Below are 24,797 nucleotides of genomic sequence, written 5' to 3' on the forward strand. Positions count from 1 at the left end.
CCTTGCCACGCCCGATGTTCTGCAAATAACTCTAAGTCCCGTCAGTCTTGCGGCTCAACAACGCGCGATATTATGTCCGTCACCATTTCGGTAACTTGCTCGGTGTCTATATTTTTTTCCGAAAAAACTTGCATGGTGCGAAACACGGCTTCCACGCCAAAGGTAATCGCGACGACCATAGCAGCACGCGCCTCAACGTTGTTTCCTTTCAAGTGGTTTTGCACCTCGCCGGTCACCTTCGTTGTCAAGATTTCTTGAATGATTGGCCCAACAGCTTCGCTTCCAATTGATCGTAGGATCGCCATCATAATATCGACGCCAGTATCGCTCTGCTTACTTTTTTGCGCTGAGATTTCGCCAAGTCGACCAGCCAAGCCGGCTGGGTCACCCTCCAAGACGGGAAGCAGCGTCAGTTGAGATAAAATAGCCTGTCGGAACAATTCCTCTTTAGATCCGAAATAGCGATTCAGGAGGCCGATATTTGCTTCGGCCAACTCGCCAATTTCACGCGTGCTCGTATTGTCATAGCCTTTTTGGGAGAATTTTGTCGCTGCGGCTTCAAGGATTCTGGCCTTTGTTGCTTCCGATTTACTCTTTGGTTTTATTGTCATTTTTGATTCTCCCGCAAAAATGTAATCGTTTGATTAACTTTTTATTGACAAAAAGTAATCGCATGATTACTTACGCTCAATCAAACGCCTCGGCAAGCCCAAATGACCGCAAGCACTGATCTAACAGCTTGTTAAGACCTGACACATAGATGGAGAAAAGCATGCCTAAGACTGTTCTGATAACAGGCGCATCCTCTGGGTTCGGCTATAATACAGTACTCAAATTTCAACGAGAAGGTTGGAATGTGGTTGCCACTATGCGCAGCCCCGAAAAAGATCAGGAGCTACATAAACTCGACCGTGTTATGGTCACACGACTTGACGTGAAGGACCGTGAGAGCATCAAAGCCGCCGTAGCTGAGACGATTGAGAAATTCGGCAGCCTCGACGCCTTGGTCAACAACGCTGGATACGGCGTCGCGGGATTCCTTGAAGAAGCCAGTGATGAGGACATCGACAACCAGATCGACACCAATCTTAAAGGTGTCATTCTGGTAACCCAGGAAGTACTGCCGCAAATGCGCAAGCAAAAGAGTGGCTCGATTGTGAATGTGACGTCGGTCGGCGGCAGCATCGGACTACCCATGATTGCTTTGTATAACGCAACCAAGTTTGCCGTCGAAGGGCTAACGGAGTCACTGCGAATTGAGTTGGAACAGTTTGGCATCTCCGCATGTTCCGTTGCGCCCGGCGCCTTCAAGACCGGCTTTGGACATAACTCGAACTGGCTGGATGGAAATGCAAAGCCAGAGTTGGATGGACTGCGAGAGTCTTTTCAGTCCCACTACTCGGCAATTCTGGCGCAGCCCCCGAAGCCATTCGGTTTCGGTGACCCTAAGGATGTTGCTGACCTGATCTACAATTGCGTCACAGGGACCCCCTCGCATCGGAACTTCATCGGAAAAGATGCAAAGATGTTGACGTTCTTGCGTCGGTTCCTGCCGCAAAAGGCAATGGACAAAATGTTCAAAGACTCAATCCTTCCGAAGGGCTGGTAGGGCTCATCTAAAGCGAAGATCTGCATTTAGGATTGCGTTCTCAAACCCATAGACCAACTCATACGAACAAACGCAGCCCGCTACATTTTCAGCGGGCTGCCACACCACTTGTGAGACTGGGTGTAAGGAAACTCACCGCGTAAAGTGAAGTTGCGGACAAGTATTAGTAGTGCACCGACTTTTGATTTTGGACGTGCTTTTACTTGGTTTGCCCGCCTGCAGAGTGACGTGCATATCCGCGCTTCTTCGGTCGAAGTGATTAGTAAGATACAAAAACCGGTGTATCGGACCGATCAAGGATCGTACGCCCAGTTCCACCGTGCACCAGCCCACTGCGTAAACGGGGGGTCCCTCGGCTACCAATTGCCAAGATGTCGGCCTCGGTTTCCCGGCAGTAATTTAGGATTTGGATGGCGGTCGCCCCCTCGGGTTTCAACGCAGTTACACTGAAGTTTTGGCAGTGGTGTGAAAGGTGTTCTCTCAGCTCTTTCAAAGGAGATGCGTTTTCGCTCGCCTGAGTTACACTCACCACATCCAAATGGTCAATGAACGGCATCAGGTGCAGCAGATCACACAGAGCTCGTGTCGCAGTCAAACCGCCATCCCAGGCAGCGACCACTCTTTTGAGCGGCCCTCCAGCACTCCAGCTCTGCGGTACGACAATAAGCGGACGCCCCGACCGTGTTACGATATGCTCCGACCGAACATGGGCTCCGGATTCTTCGGTTGTTTCAGCGTATTTCCCAACAATCAAAAGATCATGCAGGCGGGAGTGTGACGCAAGCTTGTCTGAAACGTCCCCCGACTCCACACGCCAATTCACTGTTCTGAACGTACCGATTTGCTGGTCAAGCGCCTCTTTGGCTTTGATCGGCGCTTCTTCGTTAGCACGCTGAACTTGTTTCATGAGCCGCTCGGGCATCCAGGACAGGATCTGGTTTTCTTCCATCACCGGCGGTGTCACGTGAATCGCGGTGATCTTTGCGCCTGCCTGGTCAGCCAGTGACAAACCAAAGTTGAGAACAGTTTTTGACGTGCTGCCATTGCTGAATGCAACGAGAATATCTTTGAGCGGCATAGCTTGTCCCTTTACTCAGTCGATTTCGTGTAAGAAGGCCCCGAGCCTGTCTGCGCGGGGCCTCAGACTGCTTACACTATCCCCATCAGGGTGCGCGGCAGGTACAGCGCAATGTCGGGAATGTAAGTCACAAGCAGCACCACAGGCAGATGGCCAATCAGCATGAATTTCAGTGTGGGTTTGATGTATTGGTCAATTGTCTGACCCCCAATCGCCCCGGACATGAAGAGGAGTGGGGCACAGGGTGGCGTGACATTCCCCAGGCCGAGGTTGGTGCCGACAATGGCCGCAAAGTGGATCGGGTGGATGCCAATCTCATTGGTCACAGGTAGGAGAACAATCGCCGCCAAAACAGCGCCAGCCGTATCGTCAACCAACATGCCCAGCATCAACAGCAACAGGTTGATCATCAACAGAATGACCATCTTGTTGTCCGAAATCGAAAGCATGAAGTCTGCGATATCTTTCGGGATGTTTTCCTGCACCATCGCGCGGCTCATGATGAACAGGAAGAACAGCATCATCATGATGGCGCCAGTGTTGCGCGAACCTTCGACAAGCGCATCCGTCGTCGTGCGCATGTTCAGACCCTTGTAGATTATGAACCCGACGGGAAGGGTATAGATCAGGGCAACAGCTGCGGCCTCGGTTGGTGTAAATATTCCACCATAGATTCCCCCCAGCATGATCCCCGGCATCAGTAAGGCCCAAAATGCACCTTTGGTTGCGCGGAAAATCTTTCCGGCGCGCTGCGGAAGTGAAACCTTGGGCTCGACCTCAAGATCCTTGAACCTGCGTGCCTGAAATCCGTTCATGATCACATAGATCGCCATGATCAGCACACCAGGGATGATGGTGGACAGGAAACAGGCGGCGACCGATAGACCACTCGTAATTGCGAACAGGATCATCGCGACACTGGGAGGGATCAGAATGGCCAGAACTGAGGAACAGGCGACGAGCGAAATGGCGTATGAGCGCGGGTACCCCGCCTCGACCATACGTGGGATCATCATCGATCCGATGGCCGCAATCGCAGAAGACCCGCTTCCGGCAATTGCGCCAAACAAGGCACAGGTCACGATGGTGACAGCACCAAGCCCACCTTTGATCGAGCCAACAAACGAGTTCACAAATCGAACCAATTGATCCGAAATGCCACTGGCCCCCATCAACGAGCCTGCGATCACGAAGAGCGGCAAAGCCAGCAGCGCAAAGCTGCTTTCCTGTTGGTACGCATAGGGGATGAGGAAGGCGATGTCTCGGCCGGTGATCAGAACAATAACCAACGATGCCAGCCCGAAAACAAACGCAACCGGAACCTCCAGCATCAGCAGGACGACAATCAGTATGAGTGCCACAGAAACCGCGAGCATCAGGATTCTCCCATCACGTTTTGTTCGTTAAAATCTCGGATTTTCAAGGCGTCGCGCATGGTTTGAAGCAGGAAAAACAGCGCCATTACGGCAAAACCAAACACCATGCTTGCGACCCAGATTGATCGTGGCCACTGCAAGTAAGTGCTTTTTCGTCCTCGTTCGAATGTGAACCAGCCGTATTGAGCGGCGTAGTACAGCGCGACCAACGTTACGCCCAGGCAGATCAAAGACGTCATCAGACGCACATAGTTTTTCTTCTTTTCGCTCTTAACGACCAGATGCAACGCGCCGCCGCATATATGCGCGCGCGTGCCTGTAACGTAACTGGCGCTCACAAAGTACAGCCAAATTCCCAGCAAAATAGAGGCTTCTTCGATCGCCAAGAATGGGTTGGACATTCCGTACCGCATGATCACGGTGACAAACATCAGTATGGCAAGTGAAAGCGCAAAGAAGATCATTGCTGATTTGAGGATCAACAAGAACCCCCGTTCAAACGCGGTTATTCCCGTAGTTTCGGGTGTCATTTGTTCCCCCCGTTACATGGATTGTTCTGATAAAAAACTGCCCGGCAATTTGCCGGGCAGTCGGGAGGAGGCATCGTTAGTTGATGCCGGCCGCAGACTTCAGGGCTGCGGTTGTCTCCGGGCCTACGATTTCTTCGAGGAAAGGCCATTCCTGCTCGTAGACAATCTTTTTCACGGCTTCGAGCTGCTCGGGTGAGAACTCAACGACATCGATTCCTGCGCCACGAATGTCTTCCAGCGTTTTGTCACTGATGTTCTGGGCCTCGTCCCAGGCCCATCCAACGGCTGTGTCTACCGCGCCTTGGATTTCACTGCGGTCTTCGTCAGACAAACCGTCCCACCAGCTTTTGTTGACCAGCCAATAGGCGTGCTCGAAATAGTCCTTGCTGTAGACGTATGCTTCCAACACGTCGCGCATCTGCCAGATTTCCGGCGGTGGACCAAAAGTACGACCGTCCACGGTGCCCAGCTGCAGGGCGGTATACAATTCGGAGAATGGCATCGGAACCGGGCTAAAGCCCAGCAGTTCATAGCGTTTGATGGCGATTTCCAGGCCAGGCACACGAACTTTGATGCCATTGCCTTCTTCTGGCAGGTTCAGCGGTACTTCGCCCACACCTTTGCGGATCGCGTAGCCCCCAAAGTCGACCGGCAGCACGCCGACGAGTTTCATATCGAGGTCAGCCAGGATTTCGTCGTAAACCGGGATAAGAGCGCCGCCAGGCCCATAGAGCTCGCGGGCTTGCTCCCAGCTGTCGACAATGTACCCAGCTGCGAAAATGTTCAGGCGCGGATCGAATTCTGTTGCCGCGAAGGTCATGGTCATTGGGACCGCGCCTTGCATGGACTGCTCAAACAAAGACGTCCAGTCGCCGAGGTCTCCACCTGGGTGATACTCGACCTCGTATCCATCCCCCAGGGCTTCCATGAACTTCTCGGAAGTCGGATGGAAGATGTGCTCAGGCGGCATTGGGTGTGCCAAGGTGAACCGCTCGTCTGCTTGCGCCGGGTTAATGGCCGACAGCATCGTTCCCGTAGCAAACACGGTTGCTACGGCAAACTTAGAAAAATGATTGAAGTTCATAACTCCTCCCAAGTTCTGTTGTCTCAACCGCCCACCACATGCAGGAGGTCCGACAGTGCATAATTTGTCCGACCTTGAGGCGATCCTGACAAACTGGAAGATTTTGGTCTTGGCAAAGAAATTTTATGCCTAACGCCCAATGGCAGTATCTCAGTGGATGGCGAGATGGGGAGAAGTACACATGGAAAGTATCAAGTTTTTTCTTATTTACAAGCGGTTGATTGAAACTCGGCATGTGAATCGAATTATTGTCAATTGCAGGAGATTGACAAAATAAAATTTATGCCGAAGCTGGTAATTCGATAAAGGCCGAAAACCCATTCCCAAATCTGGAAAACGACCAAATGGAAGTAACTTTCACTGAATTTAGCTCTACGTAACTGGGAAGAAGAGAGTATGCCCAGCTTGCCCCCGATTTATTCGCTGCGCGCGTTTGAGGCAGCAGCGCGCCTAAACAGTTTCAAGAAGGCGGCAGACGAATTGAACTTAACGTCGGCGGCGATAGCTCATCAGGTCAAAAACCTTGAGCAAGGTTTGGGCGTTGAAATGTTCCAACGGCATTCACGAGGGGTTGAACTCAACGAAGCTGGACAAAAGTACCTTGAAATCGCTCAATCGTTGCTTGGTGACTTCAAACGAAAGACGCAAATATTCAAGGCGCAGTATGAAGCACAACCGATGCGAATTGGAGCTTTGCATGTTGTTTCTGAAAGGCTGGTATTGCCGCTTGTCCAAAAGTTTCTGAACCATTTTCCAGACGTCAAAGCCGAACTCATCGCAGATTTGATAGAACCAGACTTCCGAACCGGCAATCTTGATATCATGATTTGGCATGGTGAGACGCCTCCTGACGAGTTCGTCACAATGCGCGTTCTGTCCGAAAGGCTGACGCCAGTTTGCTCACCCGAATTGCTGCGCGAATACCCCGATGGGATGACACTTGATGACCTTCTTAGTGTGCCAGCACTGTATGATCTCTACTGGGACGAGGACTGGAACTATTGGCTGTCAGAAGTTGATGGCCCTGAGCTTAAGAATTCTCTCGGTTTTTCGTTGTATTCCGCATTGATACAAACCGCCATCGACGGGGGCGGAGTCGCGATCGGTCATACAGGTTTGTTGGACAAAGAGATTTCTTCTGGGCGGTTAGTAAAACCCTTCGAGCAGGAGATAGTGGCTCCGAAAAGCTACTTTGTCCTAACCTCCGAAGAAAACCTCAATAAACCGAATGTACGAGTTTTTTGGGATTGGATTAGAGCGGAAAAGGAGAAAGTTTCTAAGCAATGAGGTGGGGTGGTGATCCAACTGTTCAGACCCAACTTCTACCGCCCTGATATGAGCATGTTAAACTAATCGACTTGAGCATAGGCTACGCTGTGTCTGTGTGCAATTCGTCCAGGAGGAGCGATAGCACCTTGTCAAAGGCAGGCGACCTGCGAAATGATGAAGTGTACCTGGCTACAAGTTTCCGAGGAAGCTTCAGTGAGCCTTCGAAAGGGCGAACGAGGGCTCCACTTTCCAAGAGTTCGCGCACCAGCAATTCGTGCGCCATCAATACTCCCCCGCCATGGCGGGTTTCCTCCAAGGCTACGGAAAATAGAGAATGGGTCGTTCCTGATTGAACCACGGAGTTGCCATCCGGCTGGCTGTTCAACCAAAATTGCCAATCATCTGTCCAGGATTCGTCAATCAAAAGGGTCTCATTCGAAAGATCAGTGATTGAATTCAGGCGTGCCGCAACCGCAGGAGCGCATACGGGAAAAATGATATCTTCCGAGATTGGAACTTCGTTTTCTCTCAACACCGTGCCGCTATAAAAGAGTGTCAAATCAAACGGCTCTCGCGCGAGGTTTGGTGGGGCTTCAAGTGCAACCACCGAAACGGAAATCTCCGGAGCGACAAGGCGTAGTTTCCCGAGCCGAGGAGCCAACCAAAGTTGCGCAACCGATGGCAGGGCGGCAACTTTGACTTTCAGCGGTTGTGCAGTTGCACGCAACTCTTGCACGACGTCGCCAAGCTGATCGAATGCTTTGCTAAATCCGGGTAAGAGTTTTTCTGCCAAAGGCGTGAGAGTTATGCCTCGCGCGTTCCTGACAAACAACTGAGCCCCGGCCCAAGCCTCGAGCGATTTGACGTGCTGAGTGATTGCACCTGGAGTAACGGATAGCTCGTCTGCAGCCGCAGCAAAGCTCCTCAATCGGGCAGCGGCTTCAAATGCGCGCAGGGCATTCAGGTGCGGTCCTTTTGGGCGGCGGGGAGAAAGTGACATTGGTTTAGCCTTAGTTTTTCTGCGCCAAAAAAATAGCAATACTGATTTGCTTTGGCCAGACAAACTGCGGATTTTTAATCCATCGAAACCCCTCTGGAGGAAATCCAATGTCGCAACATTTTTCGACCCCCATCGTGGTGACCGATCCTGTTGTTGCAGAAGCGCTGATTAACGAAAAACAGCGTCAGCAAGATCAGATCGAACTGATCGCTTCAGAAAACATCGTCAGCCGTGCGGTTCTGGATGTCCTCGGACACGAGATGACCAACAAGACACTGGAAGGCTATCCCGGTAACCGCTTCCATGGCGGTGGACAGTTTGTCGACATCGTCGAGCAGGCTGCAATTGATCGTGCGAAAGAGCTGTTCGGCTGTGACTATGCCAACGTTCAACCGCATTCGGGTAGCCAGGCCAATCTGGCGGTCTTCTTCTTGCTGCTCAAGCCAGGCGACAAGGTTCTGTCGCTGGATCTGGCGGCCGGTGGCCACCTGAGCCATGGACTGAAAGCCAACCTGTCCGGACGCTGGTTCGAGCCGCACCACTATGGAGTTGATGCTGAATCCGAAGTCATCGACTACGACGCGCTTGAGGATCTGGCAAACGAAATCCAGCCCAAACTGCTCATCACTGGTGGTTCCGCCTACCCACGTGAGATCGACTTTGAACGCATGGGTCAGATCGCCAAAAATGTAGGCGCCTTTTTCCATGTGGATATGGCGCACATTGCAGGCCTCGTCGCAGCAGGTGTGCACCCGTCGCCTTTCCCTCACGCCGACATCGTTACCTGTACAACCACCAAAACACTGCGTGGTCCCCGCGGCGGCCTGATCCTCACCAATAACGAGGAGTGGTTCAAAAAGCTGCAATCGGCCGTATTCCCGGGTGTTCAGGGTTCGATTCACAGCCAGGTACTCGCAGCGAAAGCGGTTTGCCTCGCCGAAGCGCTGACTGATGAGTTCAAAGAATACGGCGCCCAGGTCAAAGCCAATGCGGCCAAACTTGCAGAAACGCTGCAGGGTCGCGGGTTACGCATTGTGTCCGGTGGTACCGATACTCATTTGGTGCTGGTTGATCTCAGCCCGAAAGGCATCACCGGCAAACGTGCTGAAGTTGTTCTGGAAAAGGCCAACATTACTGCAAACAAGAACGCAATTCCAAATGACAGCCCGCGTCCGCCCGAATGGGTTGGATTGCGGTTGGGAGTGAGCGCTGCCACCACTCGCGGCATGAAAGAAACCGAGTTTGAAGAACTTGGCAACTTGATTGCAAACCTCATTGAGGCAGAAGCCGCCGGCGTAACCGATGGGACAGTCTCGCGCTGCAAAGCCGCCGTTGCGGACTTGTGCGCGGCCTTTCCCGCTTACGCCAGCTAATACACTCCCAGGTGGTCTGAAATCCGGACCACAGACCTGCCCCGTCGCATACTCCCTTGCGACGGGGCAATTCCTTCAATCTCTAATGGTGCGATACTTCGGGGCCTAATTCGTCATGGAACATAGCTTGAAAGCCCGACTTCTATCAGGAGACCCGGTGCTGTGGATCAATTCCAACAGAATATCGGTTCAGGACGTTTCAAACGACGTTGCTCATCCCCAAAAGGTGGCGGAAGCGGTCGCCAATTGGGAAAAATTTGCCCCGTTGCTTGAAAACTGCTTTCCGGAGTTGAAAACCAGCAGGGGCATTTTGGCATCTGATTTGGTAGAGTTAACGGCACAAGATTGCGAATTCGGGTTCTCGCAAGGTCGGTATTTTCTCAAAACTGACAACAACTTGCCTGTGGCAGGTTCGATAAAGGCTCGAGGCGGAATCTATGAGGTATGTCAGTACGCTTTGTCGCTGGCACTCAAGCTGAATTTGATGTCGCCCTGTGATCCGATCGAGCATCTCGCTAATGACTCCATCAAGTCCGTTTTCGGAAAATACACTATTGCTGTTGGCTCGACCGGAAACCTTGGACTTAGCATTGGTGTCGTCGCGCGCGCGCTTGGGTTTCGTGCCGTTGTTCACATGTCTTCGGATGCGAAACCATGGAAGGTTGAGCGGCTGCGGAACTATGATGTGCAGGTTGTACAGCACAAAGCCGACTATGGCACCGCGGTTTCCGCAGCCCGCGCCGAAGCGGACAATGACCCCAATACTTATTTTGTTGATGATGAAAGATCCGAACTACTCTTCTACGGCTACTCAGCCGCAGCGTCAGAGCTGCGTAAACAGTTAGAGAGTAAAGGTATTAGGATAGATCGAAACACGCCTTTGTTTCTCTATCTTCCTTGCGGGATCGGAGGGGCGCCAGGCGGAATAGCCTACGGGATCGCGCAGGAATTTGGTTTACACGCGCACAGCTTTTTCGTCGAACCTGCTCAGTCCCCTTGCGCTTTGGTTCAACTGGCGTCGGGTTTAGAAAGACCTGTATCCGTCTACGACATCGGCCTGACAAACAAGACCGAAGCTGATGGAATGGCTGTCGCCGAAGTAAGCCGGTTTGTTGCGCACGTTATGCAGCCGTTGCTGAGTGGTGTTTACACGGTGCGCGATAGTGACCTTTTCCGCTGGTTGAGGGTTGCGTGGGAAAAAACCGGGCAAAAACTGGAACCATCTGCTGCAGCTGGTCTCGGCGGCCCCGCAATCGTTCTGGGCTCTGATGAAGGTCAGAAATACCTGAAAGAAAACTGTTTAAGCCCTGTGATGTGTAACGCAGTTCACGTGATTTGGGCGACTGGCGGCAGCTTGGTGCCGGACCAGGAATTCTCCAAGTTTCTACACAAGGCAGATACGCCTCCGGAAAACTCTCTCAACGATCCCTGAGCCAAACACCTATCCGAGGTACGCTATGTTGCATCAGACCGAGATCATTGCCGACCCAAATGATTTTTGGGGAGAGCACAGCGGCAGCGCCAAAGACGTGGTCTTTGTCGTTCAGGACTGCAACTCCATGTATGCCGTGGCAGCATGTTTGGAGCTTCTTAAACTCACAAATAGGTTTGCATCAGAAAAGAAGTACCGAATAGAAGTTGTTCGCAGTGTGGAAAGTGCGTTTTCCTTGCGTTCCAACCTGTCAACGCGAACAGTCATTTTGTTTGGCGGTCTAAGCAAACCCTGGCTGCCAAGTGAAATCGGCACACGATTATTGAGAACACACTTACCTTGCACAGATCGCATCGGGCTCGTTGGAGGTGCGGTTTTGCTTGCGGCTCAAGTGCCTTTCCTTCGAAACTACAGCTTCTGTATCCACACCAAATTTTTTGAGGCGGCTGATGAAGAGGCAATACAGATAGCGCCGGAAGATGTGCCAGCCTTCCGCCATGGCAAGGTGCATTCCGCGACCGGTGAACTTGCGGCGTTGCACATGATCGGGTCTATGGTCGCTGATGACTGCGGTGAGTTTCTCGCGCAGCAAGTTCTGAGCCACATTGGCCTGACTTTTTCTTCCTCCGCGAACCGATCTGAGGCCGAGAACCATTACCTTCGACTTGCGAAAGGAAATTCAACTCTTTGTCGCGCTATAGCGATGATGAAACAAAACGTGGAAGATCCGCTTTGTCTTGATGGGCTTTCGAAGTCATTGGAGGCGTCGCCGCGTCAAGTGCAACGCAAGTTTCAAAGGTTTTTTGGGGAAACGCCGACATCCGTCTACCTGAACATACGTTTGGAACGCGCCTACCACCTCCTGAAGTTCACAGATTTGTCGATCGACGAAGTATCGATCGCAACTGGTTTCACGTCGCGGTCAAGCTTCAACCTGAGGTTTCGGAGAAGGTATGAAACAACACCTATTCGCTGCAGGGCGAGCAGATACCAATAACGGGTTTCTTTTAGCCAATGGAATATCGCTCTCAGCAACCAGAAGACACTCACTCACTAAATCACGGAACAGGAAATGATTGAACGTTTTGAAACCGGCCAACGCATGAGCAAAGTCGTAAAGCACAACGGGGTGCTATATCTCTGCGGTCAGGTCGGAAGCGGTGACACGGTGGCAGAGCAGACAAAAGATTGTCTGTCCCGCGTTGACGCTCTTCTTGAAAAATACGGCTCGTCCCGCAAGCACATGCTGCAAGCCATTGTCTGGTTATCTGACATGGCCGACTTCAAAGAAATGAATGATGTATGGGATGCGTGGGTTCCAGAGGGTCATGCGCCGGCTCGGGCTTGCGGCGAGGCCAAACTTGCACGTCCGCAGCTCCGCGTCGAAGTGATCGTCACTGCTGTTGAAGCAGAGTAGTTCAGCCAATTCAGGTCAGTGAAAGCTTAAGCGAATGAAAGTCATCGTACTCGGTGCGGGTGTCATCGGCGTCACCACAGCGTATTATCTGGCGAAACAAGGCGTCGATGTCACCGTCGTTGACCGACAGCGGGAAGCGGGGCTTGAGACAAGCTTTGCGAATGCTGGAGAGCTTTCATACGGAATGTCATCTCCATGGGCTGCGCCGGGAATTCCTAAAAAGGCTTTGAAATGGTTGCTCATGCGGCACCGACCTTTGACAATCTGGCCTTTGCCCAGCCCGTCTATGTGGGCATGGGGATTGCAGATGCTGCGCAATTGCAACGAAGAATCCTATCGCATCAACAAAAGCCGCATGGTGCGGGTGTCGAGCTATAGCAGAGACGCGCTGACGGATCTGTTGAAAGACGTTCCAATCGATTTCGACCAGCGAAACCTTGGAACACTGCAACTGTTCCGGACCGAAAAACAGCTTGAGGCGTCAAAGGTTGATCAGGACGTTCTTCGCGAATTTGACTCACCATTTGAAGTTCTGGATCGCGATGCCTGTATCGCCGCAGAACCGGGCTTGGCCAATGTCGCGGAGAAATTTGTCGGTGGTCTGCAGTTAACATCCGACCGCACCGGCGATTGCCGGAAATTCACCGCAGCCCTTGCGGCCGAAGCCGAGAAAATGGGTGCCAAGTTTCGGTACAATGAAACCATCATGGGCTTCGAAACCCGAAACGATCAGATTTCATCCGTTCTGACCGAGAAGGACTCGTTTGAGGGTGATGGATTTGTCTGCTGCCTCGGCCCCTATTCCGCCGTCTTGCTGAAAGAACTGGACATTCATCTGCCGATCTATCCGGTGAAGGGCTATTCCATAACTCTGCCAGTGAAAGACCCGGTCGCAGCGCCGCAATCCACCATCATGGATGAGACCTATAAGGTCGCGTTGACACGGCTTGGCGACCGCATTCGCGTTGCTGGTCAGGCGGAAATCATCGGGTTCAACAAAAAGCTGGGCAAACACGCGACCGATGCGGTGCGCTATGTCGTCAATGATCTTTTCCCCGATGGCGGCGATCAGACAAAAATTGAAAATTGGACCGGGCTGCGTCCAATGACTCCGGACGGAACACCCGTATTGGGGCGCACTGAGTTCAAAAACCTTTTTCTGAACACTGGGCACGGAACTCTTGGATGGACAATGGCCTGTGGATCAAGTCGCGCGGTTGCGGACTTGGTCGTTGAACGCCAGCCTGACATTTCGTTCGAAGGGCTCGAGGCAAACCGATATGCATGAAATTGTCCTGAACTTTTTCCCCAGAGCTTCATCAGGCAACGGCAGTTGAAGATGGAAAGGAAACGACGGCTGCTTGGAGTTTTGGTTGTTGCAGTCAGTGTCGCAGCAGCCAATTACTTCTACTACCGAGACAATTACCCGACCGCATTCTTTTGCAAGTTTGGCCATTTAGCAGGCCTGCTGTTTGAGAAGGGGGAGTGCGAAAGGCACTCACCGTCTCGCTGAATTGAAACCGGATCCAGTGTTTCCGCAACCTTGAGATCTGTCGACCAATTGCAGCGTAAATTTCGACTGCCGCTCAACTTGAACGCCTATAAATCAGCGATCGGGTAACAGTGCCTAACTTACGAAACGTAACCAACAGCGATCCGCGGTGTCTTGGTGCTGCTATTCGTCGTCAGGCATTTTATTCTGAAGTTGCGTCAGCTGCGAGACGCTGATTATACGAAAACTTGACTGAAAAAGCCGTTCACTTCGGCGCTCTTAAATCCATTCAAAGACAAAACCGTTCTTAGATAAATCTCGGTCGCTTGCACCATTTCTTCCAGCTCAACATATTCATCCGTACTGTGCGCCTGTGCCAGATCCCCTGGGCCACAGATGACACAAGGAAACCCAAGGTTGGGTGCGTCGGTGCCACCAGGAAACGCGGTGATCTCGGGGTCGGTTTTAAGTGTTGCCTTGGCTGCGCCCGAAATTGCCTCGACGAGAGGTGAGGTCAATGGCACATCCAGCGCTCGGGCCAGCAGGGTTGGACCGATAACTTCGGCCTGGAAATCTGGAATAGTCTTGCTCAACTCGGCCAAACGGGCACGATAATCGTCCAGAATGTCGTCGATGTCCTCGCCGGGCAGGAAGCGGCGATCCACTTCCATTTCGCACTGATCCGGAATTCCAGAGGCAAAAGTCCCACCACGGACGACATTCATCGAAAACCGTCCGGTGCCGCACAAAGGATGAGACGGTCCTCTTTCCTGAAGCTCTGCGTTTAACCCCGACAGGTGTTGAATGACCGCACCCATATGTTCGACAGCATTGACACCTTTCTCTGGCCGCGACGAATGTGTGGCCACACCACTGGTGAAAATTTTGGCGCATAGCTGGCCTTTATGTGTCGGACAAATCGCCAACTTTGACGGCTCTCCGATAATCCCAAAGTCCGCGCTGGGGCCGTTTTTTCCCATCTCGGCAGAGCCGGTCAGCAAATGCTCTTCATCGACAATCCCCGCGATAATCAAATCACCCGGCAAGGTGATGTCGTTCTCGCGAAGCATACGGACGACTTCGAGATAGCAGGCAAATGCAGCTTTCATATCGCAGGATCCGCGGCCTTTGATCCTGCCATCTTTCAGCTCTGCGTCAAACGCCGCCTCGTAACCTTCCATTCCGACCGTGTCCATGTGAGCGGCAAGCATGATGGTCGGTCCGTCATCGGTTCCCTTTAGTCGGCCCCAAACATTTGGCCGTCCAGGTGCAACTTGGCGCCACCCTGTTTCCATGCCCAGAGTTCGGAATCTGGACAGCAAATCATCCGACATCTCCTGTTCGCGGAAACCTTCCTTGGTGGTTTCATCAAATGGATTCACACTCCGAATTTTGACCAGTTCAATAAGTGTCCGTGCGAGACGATCTCTGTCAGGAGTCATAGTGTCCTCAGATTGCGGCGCGTGTCTTTCCAACACGCGGGTTGATACGACTGCCATCGGCAAGAGCTATGACCATCATGATCTCGTCAGGGCGAGGGCTGTCAGGGACAGACACGCTGATTGTATCAAAATGATCGAATGACCAGGCATCATCCTTGTGGCCAAGCGGTACATCCAATACTGTACCAGCCGCGGCGACCTTTGCCGATGACGGGATCAGCGCGGCACCTCCGCCAATAGGATCGCGCATGGCCTTTCCCAGCTTTGGGTGCAACATGGCGTGACCATGCTCGATATCACCATTCACGCCTACGATAGCAGCCTTGCCGTAAGATACTGCGGCCCGCGGCAGGTGGGGCAGGGCGGCCTGAACCAACCTTTCCCCAAGCAAGCCCCCGAACTCGAAGAGTTGGCTTAGATCATCCTGGAACGTGCCGGCGAAAGGGTTTGAGATCACACCCGCTGCCGCTACGCGCGTGACTTCGTCTGCATTAGGTTTCCCAGCTTCAGAGACTACGGTTTCCGCGTAAACAGCCAGCTTGCGAATTTCCATCACATCCCCTCCCATGAGCACATCAATAGATGCCGTACACTTCTTCTTCACCCTTCGCCTTAAGCTCACCGGATTTTACGGCTTCGACCACTTCACGAAGATCTTTCAAGAAGTCATCAGCGATTTCGTGGTGATGGCAAGACAGCATCAGCAGAATGGCATCCGGTTTGCTACCGATGTTGATCGCCCAACCGCGATCCATCAGCCCATCCGCAATGGCAAGAATGTTCAGCCCGTCCGCCTTGAAAGCAAAGTGCGGTCCCTGCGGTGTTCCCAGGATCTCCAGTTCTTCGATGGCATTGATCCCGTTACAGAACGCCTCACGGCCTTTGATAACGTCACCGGTCACGCGCAGGAAACCCTCGCGGCCAAGATAGTTGAACACGGCCCAGGCCGAAGCAATCGGACCCGAATTGCGCGAGCCAGCGGTGTTCTTCGAATAGTAATCGCCTGCATTCCAATTCGCGACCTCGAAACCCTGCCAGTTGATCAATTCCGCATCACGCAGAACCAGGATCGAACACCCGCGATAGCTGTACCCGTATTTGTGGAAGTCGGCCGACATCGAGGTCACACCGGGTACAGAGAAGTCAAAGTTCGGGACGTCGTAACCCAAGTCTGTTGCGAACGGCAGCATGAAGCCACCGATACATGCGTCGACATGCATCCACAAATCGTGTTCCTGGGCGATTGCCGCGATCTCTTCAATCGGGTCAACAACGCCCAGAGGGAATGGCGGGCAGGAACCCACCAACATGATCGTGTTTTTATTGATGGCCGCTTTCATGCCGGCCACGTCAGCCCTGTAGTCGGGGCTTTTGTCCATCTGGATGACCTCGATCCCAAGGAAATGGCTTAGCTTGTTAAAGACGGCATAGGCCGACTGCGGCACGATGATATTGGGTTCCGCAATCCCTTTAAGCTCACGCGCACGGTCGCGCGCAGTTTTAAGAGCCAAAATGATGGATTCCGATCCACCTGTCGTGATAGTTGCCGCTGCATTTTCAGGGGCATGAAACAGCTCTTTCACCATCTCAATCACTTCGGTTTCGTATTTCCGAACAGATGGATGCAACCCAGTCTGGTGAACGACGTTGTCGCCGATATGTTTCACGAAAGCGTCTTTGGCAACTTCCGCCACATCACTTCCGCCATAGTAGGAGGCCGTCAGGTTTTTGAGAGAGAACCAATCCCAATCTCCAACCCGCGCCGCGTCCATCGCGTCGAGGATATCCTTGGCAGGCTTGCCAATTTGCGGGAAACCAATTTGATTACGGTGCTGAGACATGCGCTGCCCTCTTGATGATGTATCCATGAGTGGCTCTATTTGGTTGGTAGTCGCCAGAATCGTCAAACCGGAAGATTTTGGCCTTGGCCAAATTTATTTTCAGCTTGGAAACCGCCTTTGTTCTCCATCGCCGATTAGTGGATATGCATCATGTTGGCCATCTTACTTCGAGCAGAAAACGACGTGTGGTTAACGGCAATCGTCCCGACTTAATACTTAGTTTTAAGTTCATTTGAGCCACCAGTTGACTCTAACTTGTGCTTCTCATCAGCTATTCCCTCGGTACTCTCACGGCACCAATTAGCCGCTCTGCAGTCTTTATCTTGCAGCAGTTTATCGATGCGTTGCTCAAGTTCTTCGGCTGGAGCGAACTCATTTATGAGAGCGATCAGATCAGAACGGTTTAGTTTCTTTAGCTTGTTGTCCTGTATGTCGCTGACTTGGCAATGTGTATTCCCAAACGCGGATGTAGACACCCTGGACGTGTCACGGTTTGATGCCGCTCCTTTGATAGCATTTATTGCAGCAAAGGAGATGAACTATGGGACTGAAACGGACCGACGAGTTCCGCGCTAATGCGGTGCGGATCGCGCTGACCAGCGGACTGACACGCAAGTAGGTGGCATCTGATCTGGGTGTTGGCCCGTCGACTCTGAACAAATGGATGCTGGCGCACCGCGACACGGATGTTGTCTCTGATATGGATCTTGACCTTGCTCGTGAGAATGAGCGGCTTCGACGAGAGAACCGCATTCTCAAGGAGGAGAGGGAGACCCTAAAAAAGGCAACGCAGTTCTTCGCGAGCCTAAAGCCATGAGGTTCAGGTTCATCGAAGAACACCGTGGCGCCTTTTGCGCCAAGAGGATGTGTGATGTGCTGGACGTCAGTGCTCGCGGCCTGCGTGCCCATCGCAGCGCCCGGTCAGCCGATGACAACGACCCGAAAGGCGCTCGCGTCGCATTCACACGCCCACTTTCTGCGCCAGCAACACGTTGTTTTTCCACAGAATCAGCCCAAAACAGACACTCATTCGCACTTTAGGTGCTGTGGAACTGGAACGACGGCTCTGAGGCGCAAAGCCTTGTTGAGTATGAAGTACTTTTTTACCAATTCGCTATGACGACTGCCCAAAATACGCTGATACCAAAGCTTGATTGTCTAGCAATGTACAATGGTAGCTCGCTTTAAAAGTCACGCGAGCGCAGTGGGTCGTAGTCCTTGGTGTTCTGACAAGAGGAGTCTTATCAGTTTGTTGGGCCTGTACACTCGTCAACCCATCGGTCGTCCTCAGCGTAGCCCAAAGTTTTCAACTGCTTGCCAAACAATTCCGCGTAAGTCTCTGCAACCGCGCGAGGTAGTTTGCTTTTCCATTGGTTTGGAGCGCCAGATTTAATGTGCCGGCCAACACTGTTTTTTGAACCGGAAGGCATGTCTTTTGACAGCGCACCAAAGAGGCTGTTGTTCCAATATGCAGCCATCACAACTTCTTTCTCTTCTTTTTTGAAGCCTAGAAAGTCTGCAGCGTCGGAAAAAATAGCCATGTCAGTGTCGTTTATCATTTCCTCATATCTCAGTTCACGCCAGTTTGGCAGATTGTAATCCCAGTCTGTCATCTGATTCAGCGTTTCAAGATGCATGTGGTTCATCTCAAAAAGAAGCTGGCTGGGCCAGTCTTTGCATTCGTTTAAGCAGGCGTGATAGGTCTTTCCATCAAACTTTTTATTTGGCTTGTAAAGCCACGCTTCTCGCCATTGCGGAGCGTTCAAATGGTAACGCGCCCCGGAAATGAGAACATCTCGCGGATCTCGGATCATATGGATACCGCGAAGATCAGAGCGTGACTTGAGCTCTTCACTGAAAGTGGAGTGCCAAGACACTAGAACGCTACGCTCAGAGGGGGGAATTTTTTTCTCGCCACGAGGTTTTCGGATCTGAAATCTCGGGAAATCGAGAGTACGTGTTACCTCCATAAAAACGCGTTTAAGCCAAATTGTCCCGGTTTTATGGTGTGTTCCAACTGCCACCAGCCTGGAATTATGAGGTGTGTGCATCAAGTCCCAAATTCTGTTTTGTCTCGTGTGCTAAAACTGAGGTTTTGCATTAGTGATTGCAACCTAAAAGCCAAGGCTGGGATATCGGAAAAAGTGAGTAGATTCAGTTTTTGTATTTGCAAAGCTCATTCGTCCCCACTTGCTGAGAGTTAAACCCCCAACAGTAGGGTAAAGGTCTGCTTCGTCCGCGACTCCGTCATTCCCGCAATAAATCTGAATGCCCGCTCCCGTCCAAACCGAGCAACTTCCTGCATCTAAATAAAGAAGCAACTGCAGGAGTTTGATTCATGAAGTACCTGTCTGCCCTCGGCGTTCTCGTCGGGGGTTTTCTTTTGCACCCACCGCCCAAGGCCGTCCTGACGACGATGCTCTGGGTGGTCGCTCGTTCTCATCCCGCTGTCTCGGCGCTGGTTCTGCTGGCGGTTCTCTGGACGTGGAAACACGGAGGCGACGATGGCTGAGCTGGAGCTGAACCCCGGCGACGTCGTGGTCGTCCGCGCCTTTGATGACGTCCCTGAGCATCACTTCCGCGTGGAAGAGGTGTTCGAAGACTGCGTGACCGGCTTCGCTGTCACCGGTCCACTGGCTGGTGAATACGGCGAACCGGCACTTGAGATGATCCTGCGGATCGTCTCAACCAACTGAACCCATCCCACATTCCAACACTGAAAGGAGGAGATGATGTCTGCTCACGTTCGCTATGCTTATCTGAAGGGCCATACGTGGCTGTTCAGACGCAACTATCCCGTTGACGTGGCTCTAGCGCTGGGCGCTCAGGCGTTGAAGCAGAGCCTCAAGACCAGTGACCGTAACACCGCCCGCGTCCGTGCCGCTGAAGTCAATGCCCGGTTCGAGACACTGGTGGAACAGGTGCGTTCCCAAGCAGAGGAGACACTGTCTGCACCGGAGACCAATGCTGACGTTCCCGATTGGGTTGACCAACCGGAGTCGTCTCTCGTCCGTCTCCGGGCCACTCTGGAGGACTCTGGATGTAATCTGGAGCGGTCTAAGTTCACCAGACCAGCAGCGCCGGTAAAGGTATCGGTTCGTGACTTGAGCCGGGCCTATCTGAACAAGCGCAGTAACGAACTACGACCCAGCTGATTTAAATCGGTCCGATACTCTGTTGGATTATTCACTAGTCGATATGGTGACCAGCCGGTTTGCAGCCTGACCAGAGCGGACGGGCGAGAGTTTCTGACGGCAATTGCCCAACTGTCCCCAATGATCGGCAAGTCGGAGCGGACGCGTGGTCTGACCCTGGACCAGTTAGTCGCGTACTCGTCTCGGGGGTCGGTGACCATAACAGCCAGAACCCAGCGGCGTATCTGGTCTCAGGTCAATCACTTCCTCGACTGGGTGGTCTACGAAGGACATCTGGAGGTCAATCCATTCAGGACTGTTCTCTTTGATCGCAAGGTACGTCCTCAACCCTATGCCGTCCCGACTGACGATGAAGTCGTGCGACTGCTGGGAGCCAAAGACCGAGACCTGCATCCGGTTCTGCTGACCTGCCTGTTGACAGGAATGCGAGCGGGGGAAGCATTTGGGCTGCTCCGGGAAGACCTCGTGAACAAGGGCAACCTTGGCTGCTTCGTTCATGTTCAACCTAACCAACTGAGACTGCTGAAGACCGACGCAGCGGAGAGACTAGTCCCGGTTCACCCGGTGCTGGATGAGACGTTCCGGCAGATGCCTAGCCATGGTCCTCTGTTTCCTGATCTGACCGTGGCGCATGTCACCAAGGGGTTCGCGAGACTACGACGACGGTTGGGTCTGGAGCGACAGGGATTGGTGTTTCATTCGACCCGCAAGTGGTTTGTGACCCAGTGCGAGCGAACAGGTGTCCCTGAGCACTTCACGGCTTCTCTGGTCGGCCACCAATCGGCACGGTCTGAGAACGGGATCACCTACGGCATCTACTCGGCGGGCATTAGTGATGAGCAGCGTCGGTCCATCGTTGACCAGATAAGACTCCCGGCATGAGCTTCCCGGACATTGATGCCTTCGAGGAACGGGCTGCTATCGCCGAATACGATGGCGGGTGCACCCGTAAGGCAGCGGAAGATCTGGCTGCTCGTGCTCAGGGGTTTCGTGACGCTGAAGCCTACTGGCAGTGGTTGGCGGACTATGTCGTCAACCGTAGACCACCCTCATAGACAGAACCCTCGGCGGCCCTTAGCGGGTTGCCGAGGGTACTAACTTTGATTTCTTTTCCCAAAGCAGACGTTGTTTGGAGGCAATTGAATGATTGTTCTGGCGGGACGAAGTTGCCCTTCGGTTTCTTTCCAAGCCTGCGCATGATAATCTTTGATGATTGCACTTTGCTCGGAGGAGGATGACCTCTGAAACGCAGGCTGACCGCCATACTAGCAGCCGATCTGGTTGGGTATTCCTTGCTTATGAACTCGGATCAAAGCGGAACGCTCAACGCGTTACGAGAGCTTCGATCCGGGCTTTTTGACCCTTGTGTAGTCGCGCATCGCGGTAATGTAGTGAAATGCATGGGGGATGGTTGGATTGTCGAGTTTCCATCAGTCTCTGACGCTGTGATCTGTGCTATCGCTATTCAGAACTCTTTGGCCAGCCAGAATACACTGAAGCTGAGAATTGGGATACACACCGGTGAAGTCGTTTTCGAGGAGGATGATGTCTTTGGCAATGGTATTAACATCGCCGCACGTTTGGAAGCGCTTGCCGAACCCGGGCAGGTTCTTATCTCCGGCTCGGCCTATGAATGCCTGGACAGAAAAACGGCTTGCGCGTTCCAGGGCGGCGAAAACCGTGAGCTAAAGAACATTGATCGACCGGTGCCGGTCTGGTGGTGGGGGGACGCAGAATCTGTAGATGCGCACGATGATTCTGAACCGCCTGTGTCCTCTGATGGAACTGCAATCGCCGTATTGCCGTTTGACAACATATCAGACGACCCCCAACAGGAATATTTTTCGGATGGGTTGTCCGAAGACATAATTACGGCACTGTCGAAACACCACTGGCTCGAGGTCGTCGCGCGCAACACGACCTTTGCTTACAAGGGAAAATCCCCGAATGTTCGGCAGCTCGCCGATGACTTGGACGCCGACTACGTTGTCGAAGGCTCGGTCAGGAAAGCGGGGGCGCGCATTCGGGTCACGGTTCAGCTGATTGACGCATCGACTGGCAACCACGTGTGGGCGGAAAAATATGACCGTCAGTTGGAAGACATCTTCGATGTTCAGGACGAGATCACGGAAACAATTGTTGGCAGACTAGAGCCCGAAGTCGGAAACGCGATCCGGCGCAAGGTAGAAGATACGCCGCGCCGAAACCCCCATGCCTGGGACTGCTATCATCTTGGGCTTGCGCACTTTTACAAGTTTACGGCCGAAAGCAACCGTGAAGCTCAGAGGTTGTTTCTCCAAAGCCGCGAATTGGACCCTAGTTTTCCCGAGGCGCATGCCTGGTGGGCCTATGCCACGATTCTCGGGATGGTGTATTGGGACACCGAACCGGATCCTGCCCTTTTGGACGAAGCGCTGGCCGCCACCCGCACCGCCGTTTCAATGGATAACCAGAATGCGCTGCTCTACATGCTGATGGGCAGGGTTCAGCTGGCACGGCGGGAATACCGCAACGCGCTGGCCGAGAATAAAACCGCAATCAAACTGAACCCGACGCTGGCCCCGGCCTATTGCGGATTGGGAGACTCACTTTCCTATGAGGGACGATACGAAGAGGCGATTGCCAATTTCGAGAAAGCCGTGGAGATGAGCCCCAACCATCCGCAGCTCTGGGCCTTTCTGAGCTATGGCGCGCTGACTCTACTTTTCGATCACCAGTTCGAGAAGGCTCTGGATTGGGCAGAGCGGGCTCGCGATGTGCCAAATTGCCAATACTGGGCTACCGCGCATGCAGTGGTGGCGCTTGCCAATCTCGGCCGGGCCAGCGATCTGGCAAAGATGGTGCATAACCTAATGGTGGAAGAGCCGAAATTCACGCGGTCATTCGCAAAAAAGAAGCTGTTTTATCTGAAGCGGGACGATCAAATGGAACTTTACCTTGCAGGGCTCGCAAAGGCAGGTATCCCGGCCTGATATTTCCAATGGTCGGCCTTGCTTTGCCGGTTGTCTTGAATGCTTGTGTCGGGTCAATCCGAATGACCGCAAAGGGCTCGAAACAGACGTTCTCTGCACGCCGGATCAATGGTTGTTATCTGCGAGATTGAAGTGATGGTTCGTTTGTTCCGCAGATAAGGGACCCACTCAACCAGAGATCGCGTCTCATAACACCCTTTCAGTGATGTTGTCGGTTCGTTACGACGCTGACAATCATCCGTTGGTTGCGAAAACCTACTATTCGAGATCCGGATCGGCGAAGACACTACCGGACGAAAACTGCAGTTAATGCTCTCTACCCGGATGTTCGCTTTATGCGCTTTGAAACTGCAGCGAAAAAGACCTTTGGCGGATTCCGGGCATTCGCTACTTGTGCGAACTTCGCGGCCTTCGACACGAAAAGAGTAGCTCGCACCGAACTTTTGCGTTCGATGCCAGTGGATCAGATGTAGGCCTCTTAATCAGAGACAATAAAGGGCGCGCGCATGATCGCTCGTTATTCAGACAATGATGCAAGCTACACACCTGAAACTAGTGGGGCGAACCCTGATGCTCTTTCAATTCTTTCGTAAATCTTTGCAAACCCGGAATGTCTTTTGATGCAGAGAATGAGATCATTCGGACCGGCCAACTGAGGTTTGAAGTTAAAGGCACGGTGGAGACTTCGTCTACCTGCGATGTGCCCAAAATATCTTTGTCGACGATTGCGCGGCCGGCGCCCTGGGCGACCATGCGCACCAAAGCGGATTGTGTCTGGACTTCGGCTCTGACCTGAAACGAAACCTCGTAGCTGTCGAACATTACCTCCACTGCGCGGCGGAACGGGCTTCGAGGCGTCAGCATGATTTGAGGAGCCTCCGCGAGTTCGGCAGCCGAAACTCCGCGCGCCGCGGCCAGCGGATCATCGCGGGGAACTATCACCACGGGTTGCAGGTCGGCCAGCCGGGTACATGCCAGGTTTGGGTCACCGGGGTCAGATGATACAATTGCGCAATCCACCCGTCCTTCGCGCAACGCGGCCATTCCGGCCTTCTCGTCCAGGACATCAACATCCACCCTTAGGGCGGAGAGTTCCGTCATGAGTTTTCCGGCTGCAACCGCAACGCGGGTATCAGCCACCGCCGGAACCGTCGCCACACGCAAATGTCCTCCGGTACCAGAGGCGATTTGTATCGCGGCCTCCCGGATACGTTCCAAACCCTGATAATGCTTTTGAACCGCCTGTTGCAGACCATGTGCTGCAGAGGTTGGCTCGAACTTACGTCCCGATCGATCGAACAGAGGAACGCCCAATTCTGCCTCAAGTTCAGCGACGACGCGGCTTATAGCGGGCTGAGATATGTGCAGTGCATCAGCCGCCTTTCGCGTGGACCGGTGTCGGTACGCCACCTGGAAAAGCTCAATCTGTCGGGCGGTAATACGCATAGGTAACGATAACATTGGCGTATCAATAAATGCAATAAGATGATTTTTCATTAAGGCCGACTGGCGTTACCGTTCCAAGTATGAACTGCGTAACAATGGATCGAAACGTGCCCGCTGACCTACTGATTTTGCTGCTTGCCATTGTGACAGGTGCCGCGATTCAGGTTGGGGTCGGGATTGGGTTCAGCATCGTCGCAGCGCCCGTGATGATGGTCTTGCTGGGGACGACCACGGCTGTTCCGGTTTTGCTCATGTTGAACACGCTCGTATCGCTTGTCGCG

The 24,797-nt window shown here is 52.9% G+C and carries 24 protein-coding genes and 1 pseudogene; 14 read left to right on the forward strand and 11 right to left on the reverse strand.

Going from position 1 to position 24,797, the window contains the following annotated elements:
- Positions 1-41 precede the first annotated feature (41 nt).
- Positions 42-611 carry a TetR/AcrR family transcriptional regulator gene (locus tag ABLN94_RS22405; protein WP_352996607.1) on the reverse strand — a complete coding sequence of 190 codons (570 nt, stop codon included), beginning with the start codon at positions 609-611 and terminating at the stop codon, positions 42-44.
- A gap of 161 nt (positions 612-772) precedes the next feature.
- Between ABLN94_RS22405 and ABLN94_RS22410 the strand changes: the two genes are divergently transcribed.
- A complete protein-coding gene (locus tag ABLN94_RS22410) occupies positions 773-1,609 on the forward strand; it encodes an SDR family oxidoreductase (protein WP_352996609.1) in 837 nt (278 codons plus the stop codon).
- A gap of 259 nt (positions 1,610-1,868) precedes the next feature.
- Here the strand turns inward: ABLN94_RS22410 and ABLN94_RS22415 are convergent, their stop codons facing one another.
- The 4 genes from ABLN94_RS22415 to dctP all read right to left on the reverse strand — a co-directional run bounded on the left by ABLN94_RS22415 (position 1,869) and on the right by dctP (position 5,677).
- Positions 1,869-2,687 carry a universal stress protein gene (locus ABLN94_RS22415; RefSeq protein ID WP_352996611.1) on the reverse strand — a complete coding sequence of 273 codons (819 nt, stop codon included), beginning with the start codon at positions 2,685-2,687 and terminating at the stop codon, positions 1,869-1,871.
- Positions 2,688-2,758: 71 nt separating this feature from the next.
- On the reverse strand, positions 2,759-4,063 hold the full coding sequence (locus ABLN94_RS22420; RefSeq protein WP_352996613.1) for a TRAP transporter large permease: 1,305 nt from the start codon (positions 4,061-4,063) through the stop codon (positions 2,759-2,761).
- Positions 4,063-4,593, reverse strand: coding sequence for a TRAP transporter small permease (locus ABLN94_RS22425; protein WP_352996615.1), 531 nt, complete (start codon positions 4,591-4,593; stop codon positions 4,063-4,065). Before ABLN94_RS22425 ends, ABLN94_RS22420 begins: the two co-directional genes overlap by 1 nt.
- A 76-nt stretch (positions 4,594-4,669) precedes the next feature.
- Positions 4,670-5,677, reverse strand: coding sequence for a TRAP transporter substrate-binding protein DctP (gene dctP / locus ABLN94_RS22430; RefSeq protein ID WP_352996617.1), 1,008 nt, complete (start codon positions 5,675-5,677; stop codon positions 4,670-4,672).
- A 396-nt stretch (positions 5,678-6,073) separates the two neighbouring features.
- Here dctP and ABLN94_RS22435 point away from each other — a divergent pair, with 396 nt between their 5' ends.
- Positions 6,074-6,964 carry a LysR substrate-binding domain-containing protein gene (locus ABLN94_RS22435; protein WP_352996619.1) on the forward strand — a complete coding sequence of 297 codons (891 nt, stop codon included), beginning with the start codon at positions 6,074-6,076 and terminating at the stop codon, positions 6,962-6,964.
- Between the two features lie 82 nt (positions 6,965-7,046).
- Here the strand turns inward: ABLN94_RS22435 and ABLN94_RS22440 are convergent, their stop codons facing one another.
- Complete coding sequence (locus ABLN94_RS22440; protein ID WP_352996621.1) at positions 7,047-8,054, reverse strand: LysR family transcriptional regulator; 1,008 nt, start codon at positions 8,052-8,054, stop codon at positions 7,047-7,049.
- On the opposite strand from ABLN94_RS22440, the gene glyA reads away from it, so the two are divergent.
- From glyA to ABLN94_RS22465, 5 genes are all read left to right on the forward strand, one after another.
- A complete protein-coding gene (gene glyA / locus ABLN94_RS22445; protein ID WP_352996623.1) occupies positions 8,054-9,319 on the forward strand; it encodes a serine hydroxymethyltransferase in 1,266 nt (421 codons plus the stop codon). The two genes, ABLN94_RS22440 and glyA, sit on opposite strands and share 1 nt — an antisense overlap.
- Positions 9,320-9,434: 115 nt before the next feature.
- Positions 9,435-10,751, forward strand: coding sequence for a D-serine ammonia-lyase (locus ABLN94_RS22450; RefSeq protein WP_352996625.1), 1,317 nt, complete (start codon positions 9,435-9,437; stop codon positions 10,749-10,751).
- 25 nt (positions 10,752-10,776) lie between these two features.
- The gene (locus ABLN94_RS22455; protein ID WP_352996627.1) at positions 10,777-11,748 is read left to right on the forward strand and encodes a helix-turn-helix domain-containing protein; all 972 of its coding nucleotides are present in this window, start codon (positions 10,777-10,779) and stop codon (positions 11,746-11,748) included.
- A gap of 75 nt (positions 11,749-11,823) precedes the next feature.
- On the forward strand, positions 11,824-12,168 hold the full coding sequence (locus ABLN94_RS22460; protein ID WP_352996629.1) for a RidA family protein: 345 nt from the start codon (positions 11,824-11,826) through the stop codon (positions 12,166-12,168).
- Between the two features lie 34 nt (positions 12,169-12,202).
- A complete protein-coding gene (locus ABLN94_RS22465; RefSeq protein ID WP_352996631.1) occupies positions 12,203-13,456 on the forward strand; it encodes a D-amino acid dehydrogenase in 1,254 nt (417 codons plus the stop codon).
- Between the two features lie 440 nt (positions 13,457-13,896).
- On the opposite strand, the gene ABLN94_RS22470 is transcribed toward ABLN94_RS22465, so the two are convergent.
- The 3 genes from ABLN94_RS22470 to ABLN94_RS22480 are packed head-to-tail and all read right to left on the reverse strand — an operon-like array spanning position 13,897 to position 16,943.
- Complete coding sequence (locus ABLN94_RS22470) at positions 13,897-15,102, reverse strand: M20 family metallopeptidase (protein ID WP_352996633.1); 1,206 nt, start codon at positions 15,100-15,102, stop codon at positions 13,897-13,899.
- Between the two features lie 7 nt (positions 15,103-15,109).
- Positions 15,110-15,655, reverse strand: coding sequence for an amino acid synthesis family protein (locus tag ABLN94_RS22475; protein ID WP_352996635.1), 546 nt, complete (start codon positions 15,653-15,655; stop codon positions 15,110-15,112).
- 22 nt (positions 15,656-15,677) lie between these two features.
- A complete protein-coding gene (locus ABLN94_RS22480; RefSeq protein WP_352996636.1) occupies positions 15,678-16,943 on the reverse strand; it encodes a pyridoxal phosphate-dependent decarboxylase family protein in 1,266 nt (421 codons plus the stop codon).
- 541 nt (positions 16,944-17,484) lie between these two features.
- Here ABLN94_RS22480 and ABLN94_RS22485 point away from each other — a divergent pair.
- Positions 17,485-17,858 (forward strand): annotated as a pseudogene (locus ABLN94_RS22485) (transposase); the annotation flags it as partial.
- Between the two features lie 329 nt (positions 17,859-18,187).
- On the opposite strand, the gene ABLN94_RS22490 reads toward ABLN94_RS22485, so the two are convergent.
- On the reverse strand, positions 18,188-18,994 hold the full coding sequence (locus ABLN94_RS22490; protein ID WP_352996638.1) for a sulfotransferase domain-containing protein: 807 nt from the start codon (positions 18,992-18,994) through the stop codon (positions 18,188-18,190).
- A 287-nt stretch (positions 18,995-19,281) separates the two neighbouring features.
- Between ABLN94_RS22490 and ABLN94_RS22495 the strand changes: the two genes are divergently transcribed.
- From ABLN94_RS22495 to ABLN94_RS22520, 6 genes are all read left to right on the forward strand, one after another.
- Positions 19,282-19,455, forward strand: coding sequence for a hypothetical protein (locus tag ABLN94_RS22495; protein ID WP_352996639.1), 174 nt, complete (start codon positions 19,282-19,284; stop codon positions 19,453-19,455).
- Complete coding sequence (locus ABLN94_RS22500) at positions 19,448-19,639, forward strand: hypothetical protein (protein WP_352996641.1); 192 nt, start codon at positions 19,448-19,450, stop codon at positions 19,637-19,639. Before ABLN94_RS22495 ends, ABLN94_RS22500 begins: the two co-directional genes overlap by 8 nt.
- Before the next feature lie 36 nt (positions 19,640-19,675).
- Positions 19,676-20,098: a DUF6538 domain-containing protein gene (locus ABLN94_RS22505; protein WP_352996643.1), complete on the forward strand. Its 423-nt coding sequence runs from the start codon at positions 19,676-19,678 to the stop codon at positions 20,096-20,098.
- A 192-nt stretch (positions 20,099-20,290) separates the two neighbouring features.
- Positions 20,291-20,980, forward strand: coding sequence for a tyrosine-type recombinase/integrase (locus ABLN94_RS22510; RefSeq protein WP_352996645.1), 690 nt, complete (start codon positions 20,291-20,293; stop codon positions 20,978-20,980).
- On the forward strand, positions 20,977-21,153 hold the full coding sequence (locus ABLN94_RS22515; protein ID WP_170619915.1) for a hypothetical protein: 177 nt from the start codon (positions 20,977-20,979) through the stop codon (positions 21,151-21,153). The genes ABLN94_RS22510 and ABLN94_RS22515 overlap by 4 nt, the downstream gene beginning before the upstream one ends.
- Before the next feature lie 207 nt (positions 21,154-21,360).
- Complete coding sequence (locus ABLN94_RS22520; protein ID WP_352996649.1) at positions 21,361-23,070, forward strand: adenylate/guanylate cyclase domain-containing protein; 1,710 nt, start codon at positions 21,361-21,363, stop codon at positions 23,068-23,070.
- A 552-nt stretch (positions 23,071-23,622) separates the two neighbouring features.
- Here ABLN94_RS22520 and ABLN94_RS22525 read toward each other — a convergent pair.
- Positions 23,623-24,531, reverse strand: a complete 909-nt coding sequence (locus ABLN94_RS22525; protein WP_352996647.1) for a LysR family transcriptional regulator — start codon at positions 24,529-24,531, stop codon at positions 23,623-23,625.
- Between the last annotated feature and the right edge of the window lie 266 nt (positions 24,532-24,797).

Source organism: Ruegeria sp. SCP11 (genome assembly GCF_040329455.1).
Taxonomy (GTDB): domain Bacteria; phylum Pseudomonadota; class Alphaproteobacteria; order Rhodobacterales; family Rhodobacteraceae; genus Ruegeria; species Ruegeria atlantica_E.

What these genes read in the sequence shown, in the direction of transcription:
- ABLN94_RS22405 (WP_352996607.1), bottom strand. Translation starts at nt 611, where the DNA reads ATGACAATAAAACCAAAGAGTAAATCGGAAGCAACAAAGGCCAGAATC.
- ABLN94_RS22410 (WP_352996609.1), top strand. Translation starts at nt 773, where the DNA reads ATGCCTAAGACTGTTCTGATAACAGGCGCATCCTCTGGGTTCGGCTAT.
- ABLN94_RS22415 (WP_352996611.1), bottom strand. Translation starts at nt 2,687, where the DNA reads ATGCCGCTCAAAGATATTCTCGTTGCATTCAGCAATGGCAGCACGTCA.
- ABLN94_RS22420 (WP_352996613.1), bottom strand. Translation starts at nt 4,063, where the DNA reads ATGCTCGCGGTTTCTGTGGCACTCATACTGATTGTCGTCCTGCTGATG.
- ABLN94_RS22425 (WP_352996615.1), bottom strand. Translation starts at nt 4,593, where the DNA reads ATGACACCCGAAACTACGGGAATAACCGCGTTTGAACGGGGGTTCTTG.
- dctP (WP_352996617.1), bottom strand. Translation starts at nt 5,677, where the DNA reads ATGAACTTCAATCATTTTTCTAAGTTTGCCGTAGCAACCGTGTTTGCT.
- ABLN94_RS22435 (WP_352996619.1), top strand. Translation starts at nt 6,074, where the DNA reads ATGCCCAGCTTGCCCCCGATTTATTCGCTGCGCGCGTTTGAGGCAGCA.
- glyA (WP_352996623.1), top strand. Translation starts at nt 8,054, where the DNA reads ATGTCGCAACATTTTTCGACCCCCATCGTGGTGACCGATCCTGTTGTT.
- ABLN94_RS22450 (WP_352996625.1), top strand. Translation starts at nt 9,435, where the DNA reads ATGGAACATAGCTTGAAAGCCCGACTTCTATCAGGAGACCCGGTGCTG.
- ABLN94_RS22455 (WP_352996627.1), top strand. Translation starts at nt 10,777, where the DNA reads ATGTTGCATCAGACCGAGATCATTGCCGACCCAAATGATTTTTGGGGA.
- ABLN94_RS22460 (WP_352996629.1), top strand. Translation starts at nt 11,824, where the DNA reads ATGATTGAACGTTTTGAAACCGGCCAACGCATGAGCAAAGTCGTAAAG.
- ABLN94_RS22465 (WP_352996631.1), top strand. Translation starts at nt 12,203, where the DNA reads ATGAAAGTCATCGTACTCGGTGCGGGTGTCATCGGCGTCACCACAGCG.
- ABLN94_RS22470 (WP_352996633.1), bottom strand. Translation starts at nt 15,102, where the DNA reads ATGACTCCTGACAGAGATCGTCTCGCACGGACACTTATTGAACTGGTC.
- ABLN94_RS22475 (WP_352996635.1), bottom strand. Translation starts at nt 15,655, where the DNA reads ATGGAAATTCGCAAGCTGGCTGTTTACGCGGAAACCGTAGTCTCTGAA.
- ABLN94_RS22480 (WP_352996636.1), bottom strand. Translation starts at nt 16,943, where the DNA reads ATGTCTCAGCACCGTAATCAAATTGGTTTCCCGCAAATTGGCAAGCCT.
- ABLN94_RS22490 (WP_352996638.1), bottom strand. Translation starts at nt 18,994, where the DNA reads ATGCACACACCTCATAATTCCAGGCTGGTGGCAGTTGGAACACACCAT.
- ABLN94_RS22495 (WP_352996639.1), top strand. Translation starts at nt 19,282, where the DNA reads ATGAAGTACCTGTCTGCCCTCGGCGTTCTCGTCGGGGGTTTTCTTTTG.
- ABLN94_RS22500 (WP_352996641.1), top strand. Translation starts at nt 19,448, where the DNA reads ATGGCTGAGCTGGAGCTGAACCCCGGCGACGTCGTGGTCGTCCGCGCC.
- ABLN94_RS22505 (WP_352996643.1), top strand. Translation starts at nt 19,676, where the DNA reads ATGTCTGCTCACGTTCGCTATGCTTATCTGAAGGGCCATACGTGGCTG.
- ABLN94_RS22515 (WP_170619915.1), top strand. Translation starts at nt 20,977, where the DNA reads ATGAGCTTCCCGGACATTGATGCCTTCGAGGAACGGGCTGCTATCGCC.
- ABLN94_RS22525 (WP_352996647.1), bottom strand. Translation starts at nt 24,531, where the DNA reads ATGTTATCGTTACCTATGCGTATTACCGCCCGACAGATTGAGCTTTTC.